General features: G+C 44.5%; 14 protein-coding genes. 3 read left to right on the top strand and 11 right to left on the bottom strand.

Annotated features, from left to right (window positions below; translation table 11 throughout):
• Positions 1–44 precede the first annotated feature (44 nt).
• The 11 genes from ACOIT5_RS14430 to ACOIT5_RS14380 form a co-directional block, all read right to left on the bottom strand.
• Entirely contained in the window at positions 45–968 is a 924-nt protein-coding gene (locus ACOIT5_RS14430) for an endonuclease/exonuclease/phosphatase family protein (RefSeq protein WP_423126862.1), read from the bottom strand.
• Positions 969–983: 15 nt separating this feature from the next.
• On the bottom strand, positions 984–1,865 hold the full coding sequence (locus ACOIT5_RS14425; RefSeq protein WP_423126861.1) for an endonuclease/exonuclease/phosphatase family protein: 882 nt from the start codon (positions 1,863–1,865) through the stop codon (positions 984–986).
• Between the two features lie 19 nt (positions 1,866–1,884).
• Positions 1,885–3,264, bottom strand: a complete 1,380-nt coding sequence (locus tag ACOIT5_RS14420; RefSeq protein WP_423126860.1) for an FAD-dependent oxidoreductase — start codon at positions 3,262–3,264, stop codon at positions 1,885–1,887.
• 32 nt (positions 3,265–3,296) lie between these two features.
• Positions 3,297–4,394: a PHP domain-containing protein gene (locus tag ACOIT5_RS14415; protein ID WP_423126859.1), complete on the bottom strand. Its 1,098-nt coding sequence runs from the start codon at positions 4,392–4,394 to the stop codon at positions 3,297–3,299.
• A gap of 41 nt (positions 4,395–4,435) precedes the next feature.
• Positions 4,436–5,392, bottom strand: a complete 957-nt coding sequence (locus tag ACOIT5_RS14410) for a metallophosphoesterase family protein (RefSeq protein WP_423126858.1) — start codon at positions 5,390–5,392, stop codon at positions 4,436–4,438.
• Between the two features lie 21 nt (positions 5,393–5,413).
• Positions 5,414–6,664, bottom strand: coding sequence for an MFS transporter (locus tag ACOIT5_RS14405; RefSeq protein ID WP_423126857.1), 1,251 nt, complete (start codon positions 6,662–6,664; stop codon positions 5,414–5,416).
• A gap of 177 nt (positions 6,665–6,841) precedes the next feature.
• A complete protein-coding gene (locus ACOIT5_RS14400) occupies positions 6,842–7,558 on the bottom strand; it encodes a DUF4998 domain-containing protein (RefSeq protein WP_423126856.1) in 717 nt (238 codons plus the stop codon).
• A gap of 12 nt (positions 7,559–7,570) precedes the next feature.
• A complete protein-coding gene (locus ACOIT5_RS14395) occupies positions 7,571–8,785 on the bottom strand; it encodes a DUF4959 domain-containing protein (RefSeq protein ID WP_423126855.1) in 1,215 nt (404 codons plus the stop codon).
• Positions 8,786–8,826: 41 nt separating this feature from the next.
• Complete coding sequence (locus ACOIT5_RS14390) at positions 8,827–10,746, bottom strand: RagB/SusD family nutrient uptake outer membrane protein (RefSeq protein WP_423126854.1); 1,920 nt, start codon at positions 10,744–10,746, stop codon at positions 8,827–8,829.
• Positions 10,747–10,758: 12 nt separating this feature from the next.
• Complete coding sequence (locus tag ACOIT5_RS14385) at positions 10,759–13,998, bottom strand: SusC/RagA family TonB-linked outer membrane protein (protein ID WP_423126853.1); 3,240 nt, start codon at positions 13,996–13,998, stop codon at positions 10,759–10,761.
• Between the two features lie 89 nt (positions 13,999–14,087).
• Positions 14,088–14,996, bottom strand: a complete 909-nt coding sequence (locus ACOIT5_RS14380) for a glycerophosphodiester phosphodiesterase family protein (protein WP_423126852.1) — start codon at positions 14,994–14,996, stop codon at positions 14,088–14,090.
• Positions 14,997–15,604: 608 nt separating this feature from the next.
• Between ACOIT5_RS14380 and cysD the strand changes: the two genes are divergently transcribed.
• From cysD to ACOIT5_RS14365, 3 genes are all read left to right on the top strand, one after another.
• Positions 15,605–16,513, top strand: a complete 909-nt coding sequence (gene cysD, locus ACOIT5_RS14375) for a sulfate adenylyltransferase subunit CysD (RefSeq protein WP_423126851.1) — start codon at positions 15,605–15,607, stop codon at positions 16,511–16,513.
• A 171-nt stretch (positions 16,514–16,684) separates the two neighbouring features.
• The gene (cysN, locus tag ACOIT5_RS14370; RefSeq protein ID WP_423126850.1) at positions 16,685–18,592 is read left to right on the top strand and encodes a sulfate adenylyltransferase subunit CysN; all 1,908 of its coding nucleotides are present in this window, start codon (positions 16,685–16,687) and stop codon (positions 18,590–18,592) included.
• Between the two features lie 407 nt (positions 18,593–18,999).
• A complete protein-coding gene (locus tag ACOIT5_RS14365) occupies positions 19,000–20,232 on the top strand; it encodes a M48 family metallopeptidase (RefSeq protein WP_423126849.1) in 1,233 nt (410 codons plus the stop codon).
• Positions 20,233–20,246 lie beyond the last annotated feature (14 nt).

Genomic DNA, 20,246 nt, shown 5'->3' with positions numbered 1-20,246 from the left:
AACAGGCGTTCAAAACGGTCACAATGATGGAGCTCCAAAACAAACTAAATCAGGATTTCTGCCGAAACAAAATAATGGTCGCTGGGGAAACGGCCCTTTTCGTTGTCGCGGATGATTTGCGCATCCGAGGCATTTAATTTCCCCCGCATGAGGATAAAATCGATGCAGCTGTTTTCCTGGTCGCCTTGTGTTTTTCCGGTATATTCAGACCCTTTGAAAGCATGGTAGGTAAAGCCCGGATCGGCATTTCCATGAACCGCCGGGTACGAATCTTTCCATCCAGCTTCGCGGGTCATTTCCAGTACCCGATTGGCAGCGCCGGTATTGAAATCGCCGGCCAGTATCTGCGGAAAATCTTCCGGGTATTGGGCTGTTTCTTCGACAATCATTTTTATCTGGGCTTCCCGCGCCGATTGAGAAATATGGTCGAGATGAATGTTGATGAGCCGAAATTCTTTTCCTGAAGCACGGTCTTTCAGCCGCAGCCAGTTGGCATGTCGGGCCCGCGCGGTTCCCCACGACAGGCTTCCTGCCAGATGGGGAGTTTCCGAAAGCCAGTAGCAACCCTGTGAAACCAGTTCGTACCGCTTCTTTGAGAATAGGATCACGTTTTTTGCAATACCGTGATAACCTTCGGGGTAACGGTCCATATCGGAGCCTTCAAAGCCAAACGAAACAAATTCAGGAAAAAACCGGCGCATGTCTTCGGCTTGTATTTTCAATACTTCCTGAAGACAAATAATGTCTGGTTTTTGTTTCCGGATAATTTTTGCACAAAGTTCTTTTCGTGTGCTCCAGCCAAGGCCTTTTTCCTCGTCATCAGGCAAAGCCACACGGATATTGCAACTGAGGATTCTGTGTACAGAATCCTTTTTATCTCCGGAATTTCCAGCCATTATCCCGTTTGCAGAGAGGAACAGCCCGGCTGATGCCGCGGCTGTTCCTCTGAAAAAATCTCTCCTCTTCATATACTGAAACTATTTCTATTTTAAAGCGAAAGATGCTTTGATTGGGAAATGATCGGATGGATAATACCCATTGAGATTGGTTGTTATCACGCTGGCTCCCTTCACCGAAAGTTTTCCCGAATGAAGTATCCAATCGATTTTTTTACTTCCCGCCCCTGTCCAGGCATGATAGGTATTGCCTATCTCTCCGTGAGCACAGGTCAGATTAAGGCCACTGCTGTTTTTTATCGTTGCAATTTCAGTGGTACCCGGAGTTGCATTAAAATCGCCACACACGACTACCGACAAACCCTGCGAATTGGTTTTCACAACATTCAGCACCACGTTTGCTGTTGCCACCCGGTCGGCTGACGAAACAGTTGTCCAGTGACTGTTACAGAAAAAATACCGGCTGTTGGTCTCTTTGTCGAGCAAAATTGCCCATGTTCCGGCCCGGTCGTCGGCAAATTGCATCTGGAAAGTTCCTTGCGCAGTCCGGGAAAACCGGTTTCGTTTGTAATAGATAATCTTGGGCGAGCCAAATTGTCCCGACGACAAATATTTGTCGTAACCTGCCGCATTCAGCTGGTCGCTCAGCCAATCCGACATCCAGTCGACAGCGAGTTCCTGGACCCCAAGCACATCCGGATCATTATCCAAAATTGTTTTTCGGATGTTTTCTTTCCGTTGATCGAGTGTCTGCGGGTCGTTTTTCCCTTCGTTCCTCAAGTTGAAGGACATCACTGTGAACTCTTTCCCTTCGGTTGCCGGTTGTTCTGTCCCGGACTCTTCTTTCTTGTTTTCCGGTAAATCCGGGTCTTTTTCGCAACCCAGAAATAGTGCAACAATTAGCGGGATGAGTTTTACAAACAAGCGCTTTTCAGGCAAAACCAATATGGAAAATTTTTGGCCTTTCATTCTTTTTCATCATTTTCTGTCAGGGCCTCAGGTAGGCGCCTTTGTCAAGCAATTCTTTTTGCAACTTCGAAACATTAATTTCAGAAGGCAGCACACCATCGCGAACCGCCATCTTTGCTGCCCGACCTGCCGCTTCGCCCATCGCCATGCAAGGCGCCATCACGCGGATGGCCGACATGGCTTCGTGGGTCGTCGATATGCTGCGGCCTGCCACCAACAGGTTTTCTACTTTTAGCGGGACCAGCGAACGGTAGGGAATATCGTAACAGTCGCCGCTCCATTCGAGCGTGCATCCGCCGCCCACCGGATGGTGGATATCGAGCGGGTAACTGGCCACGGCCACGGCATCATCGAAACGGGCGCAGCTTAAAATATCTTCCTGGTTCATAATGTATTTTCCTACAATCCGGCGGGTTTCGCGGATGCCTAAGAAAGGGGCGGTGCGCAACATGCGGGCATTTTCGAATCCGGGAACATAGTTGACCAAGTATTTGAATATACTGTCGATTTGGTTACGGGCCACCAGTTCGCCTTCGGTGAGGCTCACCGGGTCGGTGCCGTCCACCCCGTTTACCCGGGTCATGTTGATCCAGGCTTCGCCTTTTTTCAGACCGGTAATCACGATGGTCCGTTCGGTAGGCAGCAACATACCGTCGTCTTTGGCTTTCTGCATAATATTTCGCAGTCCAACCAGAATGTACTGCTGGTTTTGTCCGAAGTATTCGGCCGGTATAAAATCGGTAAGGTAGGTGCGGGGTTCTTCGGTAATGCTCATGCGGAGCTTGTCGGTATCCACATCGCCCAGACTGAACATGAGGGTAGGGGGCTGCATACCGCCGTTTTCGTTTCCTTTTTCGCAGGGAACGCCCGCGCGGTAAGCCACATCGGCATCGCCGGTGCAGTCGATGACTACTTTTGCCAGAATGGCTTCGCGGCCCGCTTTGCTTTCGATGATAATGCCCTGAAGTTTGTCATTTTCCATGATCACCCCGGCAAAGAAGGTGTACAGCATCACTTCAACGCCGATTTCTTTCAGCATATTGAACGAAACGGCTTTCACTGCTTCGGGTTCCACCAGGGTGATGCCCATGTGCAACGGACAGGGCCGGTGTTCGCTCGCGGCATTTTGCGCGGCCAGCCGGTCGATAAACTGCTGCGGAAGGCCTTTGATGATCTGGTTCCCTTTTTGTCCGAGGAAACCCAGGATGGGCAACCCAATGGTGAGGTTACCGCCCAAAAAACTGCGGCTTTCGATCAGGGCTACTTTCAGCCCGTCTTCGGCAGCCGCTTGCGCGGCAATAATTCCCGACGGGCCGCCACCCACTACCAACACATCCACATTCATTCGTACCGGTAATTTCTTTTCCGGTTCAATAATTGTTTTTATCTCTTTTTCCATATCTCTTTTTTATCAGTTTATACTAAATAATCTTACCACAACTTCATGGTCAATTGTTTATCCTGACGGATCAGGCAGTTGGTAAAAGTCACCTCGGTTCCTGAAGGAATATCAATACGCAGGGTTTGGTTCGCGTACACCGGAACGGAATACATGTAATCGCCAAACCGGATGTCGTAGGTAAGATCCGAATGATTACTGATTTCAATGGTGCCTTTTTCGGCGTTAATGACTTTTACCGAAAGCGATTTCTGAACAATCTGTTTCAGGAATTCTTCTTTTCCGGCCAGATGATTGTAAAAATACGCCAGTGTGCGCCCGGCAAACAATGCTTCGCGGATGCTTTCTGCCGAACGTTCCTTTGCAAAAACCAGGGTCATCGGACGGTGTAATTTCTCCCGGTACGAGTTGGCGCTGGCATAATGAAGGTCGGTATTCGCCAGATATGCCAGGTTATTTTCATCACACCAGTCGAGCACTTTGGGATATAACTCCGATCCGTTGAACACTTCCACGCCGTGAATCTTTCTCTGCGCGATCAATTCCTGGTGTACCGGATAGAAAGTACTTTGGTCGTCGGGCCATCCGGGGTGGTTCCACTGGATGTAGGCGCCCTGTTTGACGGCTTCGTTCACGGCCTCCAGTTCGTCGGGGATATCCATTTTGCTGACATCCTGAACGAAAAGTGCATTGATATGGCCCAGTGGTTTTTTCCGGGTAATTTCCGCCCCGCGAATAACCAGCAGGTCGATTGCTTTACCGGCCTCCACGGCTATATCACCCGATTTGTTCAGATCGATCTGGAGGATGTCCTTGTTTCTCCGGTTTTTCATTTCAATATGGTCGGTGATGGCAATGGCATCCAGCCCGTCGTTCCAGGCTTCAACCACCCGCATCGTTGGCCACACGTGCCCGTCGGAAAAAGTAGTATGCATATGAAAATCGCATTTCAGCGTCTGGTAGCCGTCAATATCCGGAATATTGATGTTGTAGCGGTAGCTCATCAGCTTCATTTGTTTGAAGCCCGGAAACTCGTGTACATCGGCATTCTGTACCTGTGCGCCTGCCTGCCACGAAAAGCCCGCCACGAGAAGCGCCATCAGGATGGAGTACATTTTACGGTGTTTCATTTTTATTACAATTTAGTGGGTTATCGTTCTTTTACTGATGATTAATTGATGGGAATTATCAGTTCTTCTTTGTTTTTGCCCGGAACAGAAACTAAAATATTATTTTCTGTTAGCCGGATTAACCTCCAGCTATTCGTTTCCTGAACCAGTGAGCCGGTTTGTACCTGCACCATCTCCTTGTTTTCTCCGAAAGGAAAACGTTTGATCTCGTTTTTGTGGTGGTGCCCGACAAAAATCAGTTTCACAGAAGGGTGTTGTGCCAATGCCGAATAAATTTCTTTTGAATACTCGGACTGTGTAACCGGGTCTTTTAACGGGATGTGCATGAAAATAATTTCCACATCATCAGCCGATTCGCTTAAACGGGTATTCAGCCAGTACAACTGGGCTTTATCAATGTAGGGAACTTCCCGTTTATCTTCGCCCGTAAACCGGTAGAAACTGTTGTCGAGAAAGATGAACTGATAGTTGGTTTGTCCCACCTGAAAGGATTCGCTGTAATAGGTTCCGTTCCGGAAACAGGGAACATTGCGTATCCAGGCAGCGCGCGCCTGTCCTGCCGAATTTTGGTGATGGGTCAGTTTGCCGTTTTCCCAGTTAAACGAAAACAGGTCGTGGTTGCCAAGGGTGAGAAAAACCGGCACGTGGTAATCGTCGAGCAGGCGGGAAAACTGTTCGGCCTGCAAATCCAGCATCCGGTTATCTGCGGTGTTGGATTCAAAAAAATCAACCAGGTCGCCGGTGGCAATTACCAGATCGCTGTTGGTTTTTCCGGGAACGGTTTGTAAAAACTCCCGCAACCGGTTTTCCCCCTGGTCGTATTGTTTCTGTTTACGGTATTCCATCAAGTCAGCCGGGTAGCCGGGCTGGTTAAAAATGACGTGCAGGTCGGTGATGTGCAGGAACGAAAGGGTATCTTTCTGCGCCTGACCGGTTTCACCAATCAGCAGCAAAAAGAGAAATAACCACAGTTTGTTTTTCAATCGAAACTTTATCATATCTGTTTGTTTTTAGTGGTTTTATTTTAGAGAAACCGCTTCTTTGGGAATTTCCGGGCGTATCATTTTCCACAATATGAACAAGGCCAGCGGATGAAGGACAGCCATTGCCATAAAAATCCCGGTAGTTCCCACGCTGGTCATGTACTGACCAATGAGGTAATTAAAAATAACAGCGCCCCCTGCTCCAAATCCTCCGGCAATGCCCAGTACGCTGGCCACATTATTTACCGGGAAGGTTTCGGCAATCAGCACGCTGCCGGTATAAATCCAGCTTAAAGCCACGGCGGCCAGAATGCTGAACTTGATGATGGTTACAGCCACTCCCAGACTGTCGGGGATCAGGATTACCGGGGCCAGAAAAGCCACGTAGCTGAGCATGGTTTTACGGGAACGCAGAGCGGGTTTTCCGCGCCGCACCATCCAGTCGGACCAGGCCGATGAGGCGATTCCACCCAAACTGGCAACCAGGAAAGGAATCCAGCCGACCATTCCCAGCTGGGAAAGGCTCAGCCCCGATTCTTCCATCAGGAACCCGGGTAACCAGAATAAAATAAAATACCACACCGGATCGGTGGTAAAGCGGATCAGCAAAATTCCCCACAAACTTCTTTTGCTCCAGAGTTGCCCCCAACTGAAAGAAATTGATTCGCCCGAAGAGTTTTTAGCAGAAATCGTATCCTGAACATATCCTTTAGGCGGTTCCTTATAAACGAAAAACCAGATCAGCGCAACAAGAATACCGATTACACCGGGTATAATGAATGCGGCATGCCAGGAAAAGGAGATAACCAGCCAGGCAATTAACGGCGGGGCAATAACCGATCCGATGGTACCGCCGGCCACCGATATGCTGTTAGCCGTAGCGCGCAATTTCCCGGAGAACCATTTGGTTACTACTTTTATTTGTGCCGGATAAGTGGTTGGTTCGGCCAGCCCCAAAAGGCTCCTGAAAAAAACAAACGGAAACAACGTCCGCACCAAACCGCTCCCGATAGAGCTGAGCGACCAGGTAATCACACCCCAAAACATGATCTTCCGGGCGCCAAACTTATCGACCAGCCAGCCCGAAACCGGGTACATCAAAGCATAGCAGATCGTGAAAACATTGATGATTAAAGCATACCCGACATCGTCAAGCGAAAACTCGTCCTTCAAAATAGGCTTTAGTATCGAAACAACCTGCCTGTCGACATAACTAAAAACAGTGATGATAAAGATGATCGCTACAATAAACCAGCGCCTCCGGTCGGGGCTTAAAAATGATGACATAGTTTGTTTTTGAGTGGTTAATATCCTACTATTCAATCTTTTAATAATTGTTGTTTTTTTTAGATAACGAACAACAGCACTGTTGGCCGTAAAAAATACTATAAAATATTGTCAACAGTTGCTAAGATTTGAATTTAAGCAACTGTTGACAAACCAGAATGCGACTCCTTATTTCTTCTAATTTGGTATTTCAATTATCGTTTTTGAAATGAAAAAAGTATCGACGGCGGAAGGTTCAGGCAAAAATAGAGAACGATACGATACTTCATTAGATATATTTACATTTGAAAGCTTTACCGGACTAGTAATCTCAGAATTCAATAAAATTAACTTTCGAGCTATTTCATCCATATCATCAAAAGTGATTTCAACTCCTATTTCTTTATCATTAACAGGTCCGGTAAAATACAATAATACCGATCCATCTAAAACCTGGTATTCTACTGACTGCAACCTTCTATTGAAAAGATTAGATCGAAATTGATCTCCGTAAACATTAATTATTTTTGCAAACGGAAGAGAATAATTACCCAGATTATCTGTAGTAACCGTTTTTAATGTATAACTTCCTTCAGATATTACTTTTGGGCTGTTTTGTCCCCCGATAAAAACTTCATAAGAGTCTCCCGAAGATGTTTTATCAATATCAACAATTAGAGAATCGTTGCCGGGTATCCAGTAGAATACTAAAGACTTGACCCGAGGGTCAGAAGCCCAGAATTGCAACTTAATCCGTTCATCTCCTGCGAAAGTTTTCAAAGAGTCAACTTTTCCGATATAAACCCGTTCTCCTCCTTTTAGAAATTCACTATGTAAATCATTCATTTTAGAACAACCAGAAAAGAAAAAAACAAGGCAGGAAATAAAGAATGTGTTTAAAGATATATTTTTCATGATCTTATACTGTTAATTTACAATTTGCCCGTATAAATAAGCCCTTGGCGCCTGAACACCAGTTGAATTGCTCCAGGTACTGATTACGTTCCATCTCAAGTATCGTACGGCAGGTATTCCGAGAGGAAACTCAAACTTATCACCTGTAAGGATATACTCCATGTCTTCCGAAGTAGGTGTTTGTCCAACGGTACCTCCAGAAGGTCTTACTGATTTAAAATCACCAAGAAATATCCAGTTAGGATCTTGTTTCCATTCGTCTGGCAAACGATCATGTTCAGCTGCTGTTTCTGCGGAGTTGGTTCCCCATATTTCAAATTCTCTCATATTGTGCAAAGTCCATTCATAACCATTCCGATGGAAAAGGATAAAACGTGAGTATACGGCTTTCAGTCCCATATCAACAGTAAACCAAGGCATATAACCGTATATGTTTCCGGCCCGAATATACATTGATGTGCTTTGATTTCCATCAAACATCAGAGAAGCATCGCGACCAGCCCCGAACAGTTGAAAATAGGGAGGAATGGGTAGCGCCTTAATACCTGACAATGGGATTTGCTGTTCAAAATACGGTTTTAAGCCAACTTCCAGTGTATCTGTAAAATTTTCGTACAGGTCTTTTATGAAAAAAGAAAACTTTCGATAAGTCGTATCCATTCCTCGTACAGAATAGGATGCATCAGCTTGTGATGAATGGATGATATCCAAAAAGTTATGAAATTGGTTAATAGTATCTATTTCTGAAATCTCAAGAGAGATGTTTTCGTTTAATGGATTCTCCCATTTAGCTGTAAACCCACCAAAAGCAGTCAATACTTTCAAGCTATTGAATATTTCATAAATCGGTGAATCAAAGGGTTCAATTTCCACCGAAACAGGTTCCGACTCGTTTTGACTTTTATCTACAGAGACAAGTTGAATTGTATGCTTTTTAGACTTTCCGAAACCTTTAATATGCATCTTATTACTGAAGACGGATGTTTTTATCTCTCCTGTTTCTCCAGTCGAGAGAGGGTATAACGCTTTAATATACAGCAGATCTTGCTCATCAGGCAATTCGTATGTCAGCTTCACAGAACCAGGAAGGTTTTCAACGACAACGTTTTCAACCTTTTTTGGGGGAATGTTATCAATGGGATACTGAACATTTCTTATTTCATCCTCGCAATTTGCAAGAAAGACCGCGAGGCAAATGGAGCAAAAGAAAAATATGTACTTTTTCATCTTTCTAAATTTTAATGGAGTAATCTTCATCATTTAAGTATTTACCAATACGGATTTTGGATCAGATTTGAATTTTGTCTCAATGAATATTGTCTCATTGGCCAGAAATAATCCTTCGTAGAGAAAACAAGTTCTCCAAAAGTAACCAGGTGATAATATTCCTCGGTTGTTCTGCCTTCCATATTCCAGCCCCGAACCGGTTGGTTCAATATCTGATCGGCAATTTTCCATCTTCTGATGTCATAAAACCTTTTCCCCTCAAAAGCCAACTCAATTAATCTTTCTTGTCGTATGATATTTCTTAAACCATCTTTACTTTTTGGCTTATCTGGATACTTCGAATGCTCTTCCCAGCTTTCCAAAACGCCCTTTAAGCCTGCCCGCTCACGAACCATATCAATGTAGTCATAAACTTCGCTGTCAGGACCGGAATATTCGTTTCTTGCTTCAGCATATAATAAGTAAAGGTCAGCTAACCGGTAAATAGGATATACGATACTGCTATATACGATGGCCGATGTGGTAACCGTTGTTTGATAGTGCACCCACTTTTTGGTGTAATAGCCGGTTTTGGAATACCTCCAATCTGATGCCCTCCCACTAGGGTCGCCAATTTTGTTTTTCACAACCCAGGAAGTTTCATCGGCAGTGCCTTTACCAACATCCTTATACCTTCCGTTTCCAAACCATATTCCTCCATCAAATGCAATCGATGCGTAGAAACGTGGTTCCCGGTATTGATGCAAAATTGCAGTCTCAAAATCTTCCTGAATATAGTATTTTTGATCGGAAGAAACCGTTGACGTTTTAAACCGGTTGTCATAGTCGTATGTTTCGTCCTCATCAATTGGAACACCATTTTTTGAATAAAATTGTTCAGCAATATGAATTGAAGGACCCAAATCGGGAGCCGTTCTGATATACATCATTTGCTCATGGGTAAAATATGGCATTGAATGTCTTTGCAAAGCATTAAAAGTACCGTTGGAATATCCCCAGATTACTTCTTCATTCCATTTCTCGGTGAAAGCATTCCGCAATGTCATTATTCGGTGAGTTTCTTCGGAAAGTCCATAATACAAATCAATGAACCTATACAAAGCATGACTTGCCAAATGAGCCGTATCAATTGCATTTTTACATGCCTGCATGGCAATGCCCCATTTCTCACGATCATATTTTTGGTTTATCAATTGAATCCCTCTCGAATCAACAAAATCGGAATAAATGGTATTACCATTGTATAAAGGGCTGGCAGCCGTGACTAAAACGTCGGCTTTTACTGCAAGGGCTATTGGTTGAGTTATACGGCCCAAAGAGGTAATCCGGTCATAAATTACGAGAGGCAGATCAGGCACAGCCTCATTTATCAGTTCTACAATATATCCAACAACTTCATCAACTGGCTCGCGAAACACCTGTACGTCCTCAATTCCTGCATGTATTGGAATGTTCTCGCGAATGATCGGGATTGGACCATAAAGCCGCATCAAATAGAAATGATAGAATGCTTTTAGAAATTTCACCTCGGCGATCCACTGTTTTCTTTCTGCTTCAGTAATATCTGGCACTATATAAATGTTTTCCAGAAAAATATTACAGTCACGAATCCCGATAAAAAGATTGGTACCTCCCTGTCGTCCATCCCAAAAATTAAGTAACGGATCGCTCACATTTTGTCGTCCCCCCAATTTGAGGTAGTATGTGTTCTGATAAACATGCTCGGTCCTGTCAATATCGTGGCTCCATATTTCGTCGCTGCCCATCATGGCAGGATCCCGTATGTATCCAAAATCGGGTAAATATGAATAACATGTTGCAAGGTATTTTTCTGCACTTTCTCGGTTACGGAATGCATAGTCAATTGTAGCAACATTATCAGGGACAACATCCAAATAATCAGCACACGATATACCGAGTATCATTAATAATATTGTGGGTATAAGTTTTAATCTTTTCATTTTCAGATAGTTTTAAAATGATAGTTGAAGTCCAACGTTATAAACTTTTTGAATGGGGTAACCCAATCCGTTTCCCGCCATTTCCGGATCCCATAGTTTAAAATTACTGAAACACAGCAGATTTGTTCCGCTCACATACAATCTCAGATTTTTCATGTGTAACTTCTTAATCATATTCTCGGGAATTGTATAACCCAATTCGACTGATTTTAAACGAAGAAAAGAACCATCTCGCATAAACCATGTACTCCTTTGTGTATTGTTGGAAATAACCCGATTTGACAAGCGAGGCCAAAGTGCATAAATATCCTGGTTTGTTTCAGACCAATGGTTGTCTGCATAAACTTTCAGAAGTGCATTCTTGGAAATGATACTGTTATTTCCGTCATTGTCGACAAAAGGGTGTGTTGCATTTGCATCAATCCAGAACGATTCTCTGGCTAGACCTTGGAAAAATAGAGAGATATCAAACTTTTTATTGCCTGCTGATAAACCGAATCCGTAAATTATTTCTGGGGTAGTAGGATATCCGATCGGAACCATGTCTAATGATGTAATTTCGCCGTCATTATTAATATCCCGGTATTTAATGTCTCCCCCCATGTATTCTCCAAAGGTTTGGACCGGACTGTTTTTTACTTCATACTCATCGACAAACAGCCGTTCAGCAATATATCCCCATTGTTGCCCAATTGCTTGTCCTGTTCTGCTCAACCAGGGAGTATTGGTATTATCAATTTCATCATATACTTTATATTTAGACTTTGCATAAGTGAAATTTGCCCTTCCTGCCACCCACCATCCATTTTTAAAGGCTTTGTTGTAATCGACAGAAAAGTCAATCCCTTTGCCTGTTGCTTCTCCTACATTCGTCTGAGGCGTTGCCTGCAAACCCATTGTTGAAGGAATATTGGATCGGTTCATTAAGATATTTTTCCTGTTTTCATGATACATGTCGATCATGATCTCGAAATCATCCAACAATCCTATTTCAATCCCGATATTTGATTTATATGCGGTTTCCCAAGTGATTAATTCATTGGCATACCTTGAGATAGAAATCCCATTTAACGAATATCCATAATCCTCTCCAAAAGTATACCCTCTTGATGAATTGTTCATATTTACTTCGGACATATAGAAAAAGCGGTCCTCTGCACTTCCTATAGCATCATTGCCCACCAAACCATAAGTTCCTTTAAGCTTCAATTTGGAAATGATATTTTTTAGGCGGGGGTTCCAAAATGCTTCATTCGAGATAAACCAGGCTGCGCCGAAAGATGGAAAGAAACCGAATCGTTCTTTTTCGGAAAACCTTTCAGAGCCATTATACCCAAAGTTAAACTCCGAAAAATAACGATTGTCGTAGCTGTATGTGAACCTTCCTGAAACACCTAGATTACGGGACGGAAGAGATAATTCCAAACTACCGGCATTGGCTTCGATATAATTACGCATAATTGAAACCAATAAGCCGCTGACACCATGCTTTTTATTAAAAGTACGATCATAATTAATTGCTAATTCAGAATAAGTTGTGGCCGAAATCTCTTTTTCTCCTTCACTATATCCCAAATATTCAGTGCCGGCCTCCGGGTTCAGGACTGAAAGTTCATAGGTATTATTTATCCGGTCGTAATTTGAAACGTTATAATAAAATGGCTTATAACTTCTTGAAACATCAAAATATGAACTCCGGTTAGTGCTGAACAATCCCCGAAGATTTAATCCTTCCATAATGAAGTCCAGATTTTGTTTCACTTCAAACTGAGCCAGGATCAAAGACTTTGTATAATTCTTATATCCTTTAACCATGTCAGCATAGGGATTGATATAATTACCGGCATCGTAGTTTCCAAACAGAATATGCTGGATGTGGGAGGTCTTATCGGTGTGCGGATAATAAGCCGGAAATAATGCCGGGTCGCTACGCATAACTTTCTTATACAACGCAGAACCTCCGTCAATTGGGCCGGTATAATCGTCAAATGTCCCATGAAGCCGAACGATTGCTTCAGTGGTTGGGGTTATATTGATGTTTACATTTGATCTTAAAAGATACTTTTTCAGATCAATATTGTTATTAAAATTATTCTGTTTGTCAACATTCAAGATACCACTATCCTGATTGTATGTTGCTGCTATATAATATCTTGCCACCTTCCCTCCTCCGCTGACATTAAAGTTTGCCCGTTGGTTGACAGCAAATCTTTTGAACAACAAACCATACCAGTCATTAGCAGGGAAAACCAATGGATTTATTCCCCGTTCGGTGAAATCAATTTTTTGTCTTGAATACGGCATAATAGCCAGAGGGTCACGCGTTGATACGGCCTCATTATTCAGTTTCATGTAGGTGACCGGATCTGCTATTTTGACATTCTGAGTTGGTGTTGAAAAGGACGTTTCATATCGGAATGATATCTTTGCAGGGCCTTCCCGTCCCTCCTTTGTAGTAACCAGGATTACACCATTTGCACCTCTTGCTCCATACAATGCGGTTGCCGTAGCATCTTTCATAATTGAGAAACTGGCAATGTCATCAGGTTGAAGGCGTGCCAAGTCTGAAGATGACATTTCAACTCCATCGATTAGAATTAACGGGCCCCGGGCATAGGAAAACGAAGTGACCCCACGTACAAAAAAACTGGCATCGTCTTGCCCCGGTTCGCCACTTCTTTGGTAAGAAATAAGTCCAGATACACGGCCCGCCAATGCCGTTGTCAGGTTGCTCGAAGGAATTTTTAATTCTTCTGTTTTGACCGTACTTATGGATGCAAGAACACTTTCCTTTTTCTGCTTGGCAAAAGCAACAACTGTTACTTCATCCAGTTCGTCAATTTTTTCACTCATTTTAATATTGATCACTGTCAGATTTCCAATATCGACAATCTGGCTTTCCATCCCGATAAATGAGAAAACCAATTTATCTGTTGGCTGAACTGCAATCGAATAAGTTCCATCGTTATCCGTAATTACTCCTTTGGTTGTTCCTACAACAGTAATAGTCACTCCTGGTAAAGGTTTTCCGTTTTCGTCGGTAACCTTACCTGCAATAGTACGTTGTTGCTGCACATTTGCATCTTGAATTTCAATTGAGTATCCTGTTAGTTCGATGTAACTTCCAGATGAAAAACAATGCAAAGTTGAAATACAAAAAATAAAAACAGTAAGTCCTATTTTCTTTTGCAGCCATCGAATATCGCCATCGAATAAACACAAATTGTTCATAGATTTACATTTTTCGTTCATTAATTTGATTTAGTTAAGATTTTAAAGTGACAGAAACAAGTGTTTGTTTCATAAAGCTTGGTTTTTGTTAAAAGTGTATGAATTGCATGTTAAATCTCGTTTATCAGGACAGACCAGATCTCGGTAGGGATATCCGACTCGATGATATCCGGTTGCTTTTTTATTTCTTCCCGGTAGGCCTTTTCGCGTTCCGCTTTCGTTTCCAGCTTATCGTGTGTTGGGGCATACGATACCATACACCGAACCCCTTTCGATCTTAACTCACTTACAATTTTTTCGTTGGTTTCGTCAATGGTTCGGCCCACGTATGCAATCATATTTTCCCAGGGAACTCCTGCAATGGAAATATCTTCATACTCTTTGGCATTACGGGCAAAAACCGACAGCATGATCCCGGGGAACCGGTCGTAATAATACCTGGCCTGAGCCCCGGTATGCACCGTAAGCATGACATGATTCTGGGCCTGATGCTTTTCAATCAGTGCAGCAATCATAGGTAAAGGAACATCCTTCTTATCCAGATTGATAACCGTTTTTCCTTTACTCCAGCGAATAACATCCTCCAGGGTTGGTATCTTGCACGAGGTAACGTTTCCTTCGCTGTCTTTCAGTCTGACCGACTGAAGTTCGGCCCGGGTATAATCGGCCAACCTACCGGTGGCGGTGGTCGTCCGGTCTAATGTTTCGTCGTGCATCAACACAATCACACTGTCTTTGGTCAGGCGCGGGTCAATCTCAAAGAAGGCCGGCATTTGGTTTAATACGTTCTGAAATCCCTCCAGACTGTTCTCCGGAAATTTCCGTTCACGGCCTCCCCGGTGCCCGCTGATCAAGACAGAGCCATCGCCCTTATAACTGAAATAGTCATGCAACTCTTTCACGTCTTTAAAATCAACATAATTTCGCTCTGCTTTCTGAGCCAGCATGGTACAGCCAAAAGAAAGAAAAAGAAAAACGACGGTAGTGATTTTAAAATAAGAAAATCGTAGTGTCATCATTTAAATTCTGTTTTTGTTTCTATTTCCAAAAATAATTTCGAATCATTACATATCTATAAAAATTCTATTACATATTATAACACATTGCTTCCTGCTAATCTTATTTGCCTGAACCGAAACCACATAAGGCAGAAATATTAAAAAAAAAAAAGAATCATTCAGAATTTATCCCTCAGGCTGCGTTCCCGGAACAAAAAAAACCGTCCGCCACTTCCGCGCCCGCTTACATCATCACAAACAAGCTCACCCAGCAAAACAACCATACACCAATCAGGCCGAACCACGCAACCGGACTAAAAACGAAAATCCGGGCGCATGAAAAAAATTTCCTTTTCTATCTTTTAGAACGATATAATCGACAAATATATACAAAAGGAAAACACATAGCAATACAAAAACGAACTTTTTATTTCCTTTCGTATCCTTTACTGCAAAATCACTCATAAAAATACACGGAACGAAACATGACCGGGATAAAACCAGGACATCTTATTTTAGTAAGAATAAGAATTAATACCTATCAATCTTCGGCAGATTCAGTTATTTTTGCAAGCTAATTACAAATGGGCTGGAGGCGTTGGCCAAAAGTGGAATGAAAAATCAACATTATGAATAAATATACGCTGACGCATTTGCGGGAGCTGGAAGCTGAGGCAATACATATTATCCGCGAAGTTGCTGCCGAGTTCGAAAATCCGGTGATGCTGTATTCGATCGGAAAAGACTCGTCGGTTATGGTCAGGCTGGCCGAAAAGGCTTTCTACCCGGGTAAAGTACCTTTCCCACTGATGCATATCGACTCGAAATGGAAATTTCGCGAGATGATCGACTTTCGCGACAATTACACCAAAGAAAACGGCTGGGATCTGATTGTGCATTACAACAAACAAGGCTTTGAGTCAGGCATCGGGCCATTCACACATGGCAGTAAGGTGCATACCGATGTGATGAAAACACAGGCATTGCTCGAAGGACTTAGCAAATATAGATTTGACGCCGCCTTCGGAGGCGCCCGCCGCGACGAAGAGAAATCGCGCGCCAAGGAACGAATCTTCTCGTTTCGCGACAAGTTTCATCAGTGGGACCCGAAAAACCAACGCCCCGAATTATGGGACATCTACAATGCCCGGGTACATAAAGGCGAATCTATTCGCGTATTCCCCATCTCGAACTGGACCGAACTGGACATTTGGCAATACATCCGCCTCGAAAACATTCCCATTGTGCCGCTGTACTACGCCAAAGAGCGTCCCGTGGTCAGTGTCGACGGTAACCTGATTATGGTTGACGACGAGCGTATGCCCAAAGAGCTGGCCGCCAAAGCCGAAATGAAAAAGGTCAGGTTCCGCACCCTGGGATGTTACCCGCTAACCGGCGCCATCGAATCGGAAGCCGATACCATTGAAAAGATCGTGGAAGAAATGATGACGGTGACCGTTTCGGAACGCACCACGCGGGTGATCGACTTCGACCAGGAAGGAAGCATGGAACAAAAAAAACGGGAAGGGTATTTTTAAAAGGGTGTCGGGGCAAGTTTACATTGATGACATCATCGTTGTCATTGTTTTCAATGTCAAAAATGTGATCGCATTAACTAAACATCAGAAACCAACTGGAAAGCCTGACAGGAACAACAACGACAACAATTACAACTAATTATAACAACAAAAACGATGACAACCCAAAATATGACAACACCAAATATTGACATACGAGCCTTTCTCGATCAGGACGAGAAAAAAGACCTGCTCCGCCTGCTTACCGCGGGTTCGGTCGACGATGGCAAATCGACCCTGATCGGGCGCCTGCTCTTCGACAGCAAAAAGTTGTACGAAGACCAGCTTTCGGCCCTGGAACGCGACAGCAAACGCATGGGTCACGCCGGCGAGGACATTGATTACGCGCTTTTGCTCGACGGGCTGAAAGCCGAACGCGAGCAAGGCATCACCATCGATGTGGCTTACCGTTATTTCTCAACCAATAAACGGAAATTTATTATCGCCGACACCCCGGGGCACGAACAATACACCCGGAACATGGTCACCGGCGCCTCAACCGCTAACCTGGCCATTATCCTGATCGATGCCACCAAAGGAGTGATTACCCAGACTCGTCGCCACACCTTTTTGGTTTCTCTGCTGGGAATCAAACACGTGGTGCTGGCCGTCAATAAAATGGACCTGGTGGAATTCGACCAAAATGTATTCGATGAAATTTGTAAGGACTACACCAACTTTGTTGCCCAACTGGATATTCCCGACGTGAACTTCATTCCCCTTTCGGCCCTGAAAGGCGACAACGTGGTTGAGCCCTCGGACAAAATGCCCTGGTATAAAGGAAAGTGTATGCTCGACTTCCTGGAAACGGTACACATCAGCTCCGACCGCAATTTCGACGACATGCGCTTCCCGGTGCAATACGTGCTGAAACCCGATAATAATTTCCGCGGTTTTTCGAGCCGTGTGGCCTCCGGCCTGGTCCGTAAAGGCGAAACCGTGATGGTGCTGCCGTCGCGTAAAACGTCGAAAATAAGAAACATCATTTCGTACGACGGCGATTTGGAGGAAGCCTTCCCGCCCCAATCGGTCACGGTCACCCTCGAAGACGAAATTGATATTTCGCGCGGCGACATGATTGTTTATCCCGACAACCTGCCGCGCATGGAACGACATTTCGAATCGATGCTGGTTTGGATGGACGAAAAACCGATGGACCCGACCACCCAGTTCTTTATTAAACACGCCAACAACAATACCAAGGCCCGCGTCGACAAAATTCAGTACAAGATCGATGTCAACACGCTGCAAAAATCAGAAATTAATCATTTCGAGCTGAATGAAATCGGGCGCGTGGTGCTGACCACCAATAAGCCGCTGTTTTTCGACCCTTACAAGAAAAACAAAAGTACCGGTTCGTTTGTACTGATCGACCCGGTTAGCCACAATACCGTGGCCGTGGGAATGATTATTGACAAGCTCAGCGCCGACAATCTGCCTTCGCGCATCAGCGACAACGACCGCGAACAAATTCGACGTGGCAAAGGGCTGATTTCCGAAGAGGCCTACCAAAAACGGTATAACCAGAAAGGCGCTACGCTTTGGATTACCGGTTTGCATGGCTCGGGCAAAAACGAAATGGCCTTTAGCCTGGAGAAACAATTATTTGAAATGGGCGCCACCGTGGTCCTGCTCGACGGAAGTTCGGTGCGCTCGGGCCTTTCGAAAGAACTGGACTACTCGCCCACCGACCGCGCCGAACTGCTGCGCCGGGTTGCCGAAGTTTGCCGCCTGCTGAACGACCAGGGCATCATTACCATTTGTTCGTTCATTTCGCCCGACAAAAATATACGGGATCAGGTGTCTAAAATTATTGGCGACGACCGTTTCCACCTGTTTTACATGAACGCCAGTCTCGACTTCTGCCGGGCAAACAAACCCGAGTTCTACCAACAGGAAGACCTGAAATATGTGCCGGGGATTGATATGTCTTTCGATATCCCCGCGAATCCGAAACTGGTACTTGAGTCGGTCAACAACGGTAAAAATCCGGAAAAAATCATTCGCTATTGCCGCGAAAACGGCCTGTTTCCCTTATAAATTTCAGCTACATCCCATACAGCGAAGGCTGCCCGAAACGGCAGCCTTTTTTATGCCTCAGGCTCCCCCTCGTCTTTTTGTCCTGATCTCCCACCCGGCGGGTCGGCACCCGATAAACCTTTTGTCAGTAGCGCTGCAATTTTTAATACCTGTCAAAATATAATTTGATACCTGTTAAAATTTATTTTCATACCTGTTAAAAATAGTTTTAACAGGTATGAAATAATCAATACCTCACATTCAAAATCCGCTTTTGTCCTTACCGGAAAGCCGGATGCAACGGAAAGAAATTCTGTCCGACGCCGGCAAAACCGGAATTGCCTCACGAAAAAGTCGAATATTTAATCCTCCTGCGCAGGCAATCCCTCAGCTTTTTTTACCTTTGAGATCAATTTAAATGTGTTTAAATGACGACAATTTTCTGGATCATCATTGGTATTCTGGTAGTTGATTATGTGCTCGAACGATTCCTGGATTATCTGAATACCACCCGGTGGAGCGATATCCTGCCGGCAGAACTGAACGGAATTTACGATGAAGAAAAATACCGGCAGCAGCAAATCTATTCAAAAACCAATCATCGCTTTGGCATGCTTACCAGTTCGTTTAGTTTTATGCTGATTTTGCTGATGTTCTTTTTCCAGGGATTTGCCTTAGTCAACAACTGGGCCTTAGCGGTAACCGACAGCCCGGTTTGGTCGGCCCTGATTTTTTTCGGCATCCTGCTGCTGGCCTCCGATATCCTTACAACACCCTTCTCACTGTACGACACCTTCGTGATTGAAGAGAAATTCGGGTTCAACAAAACAACGATAAAAACCTACCTCCTCGACAAACTGAAAGGCTGGCTGCTCGGGGCGCTGATTGGCGGCGGACTGCTCGCCCTCATCATTGTCATCTACCTGAAAACCGGCGAATGGTTTTGGTTGTATGTATGGCTGGTAGTAAGCGGCTTCTCGGTCTTTATGGCCATGTTTTATTCCAGCCTGATTGTACCGCTCTTTAACAAACAAAGCCCGCTGGAAGACGGCGAACTCAAGCAGGCAATCCATGACTTCTCGGCAAAAGTCGGCTTTAAGCTCGATAACATTTACGTGATCGACGGCTCGAAACGCTCCACCAAGGCCAATGCCTATTTTACCGGACTGGGCTCAAAAAAACGCATCGTACTGTACGACACGCTGATTAACGACATGGAAATACCGGAACTGGTAGCCGTGTTGGCGCACGAAATCGGCCATTACAAAAAGAAACACATCATCGTCAGCCTGATATTAGGCATTCTTCAAACCGGGATTATGCTGTATCTGTTTTCTCTGTTTATCGGCAGCCCGGAACTGTCTGCCGCCCTTGGCGTCGGTCAGCCAAGTTTCCATATCGGCTTGATTGCTTTTGGCATCCTGTATTCGCCGCTTTCGTCACTCACCGGCATAGGCATGAATGTATTTTCGAGACGAAATGAATACCAGGCCGACGCATTTGCTGCCGAACATTACGACGGCGAATCGCTGGCTGCCGCGCTAAAAAAACTCTCGGTAAAAAACCTGAGCAACCTGAGACCACACCCGGCCTACGTATTTGTTCATTACTCGCACCCTACCCTGCTGCAACGGCTGGCTGCATTAAAAGCCCGCAGCTAATTCACCGGCCGGGT

It is taken from the genome of Gaoshiqia hydrogeniformans (genome assembly GCF_049347105.1).
In the GTDB taxonomy this organism is placed as follows: domain Bacteria; phylum Bacteroidota; class Bacteroidia; order Bacteroidales; family Prolixibacteraceae; genus Gaoshiqia; species Gaoshiqia hydrogeniformans.
Note: the sequence above shows the minus strand (reverse complement) of the source record. Positions and strands in the feature narration are given on the sequence as shown.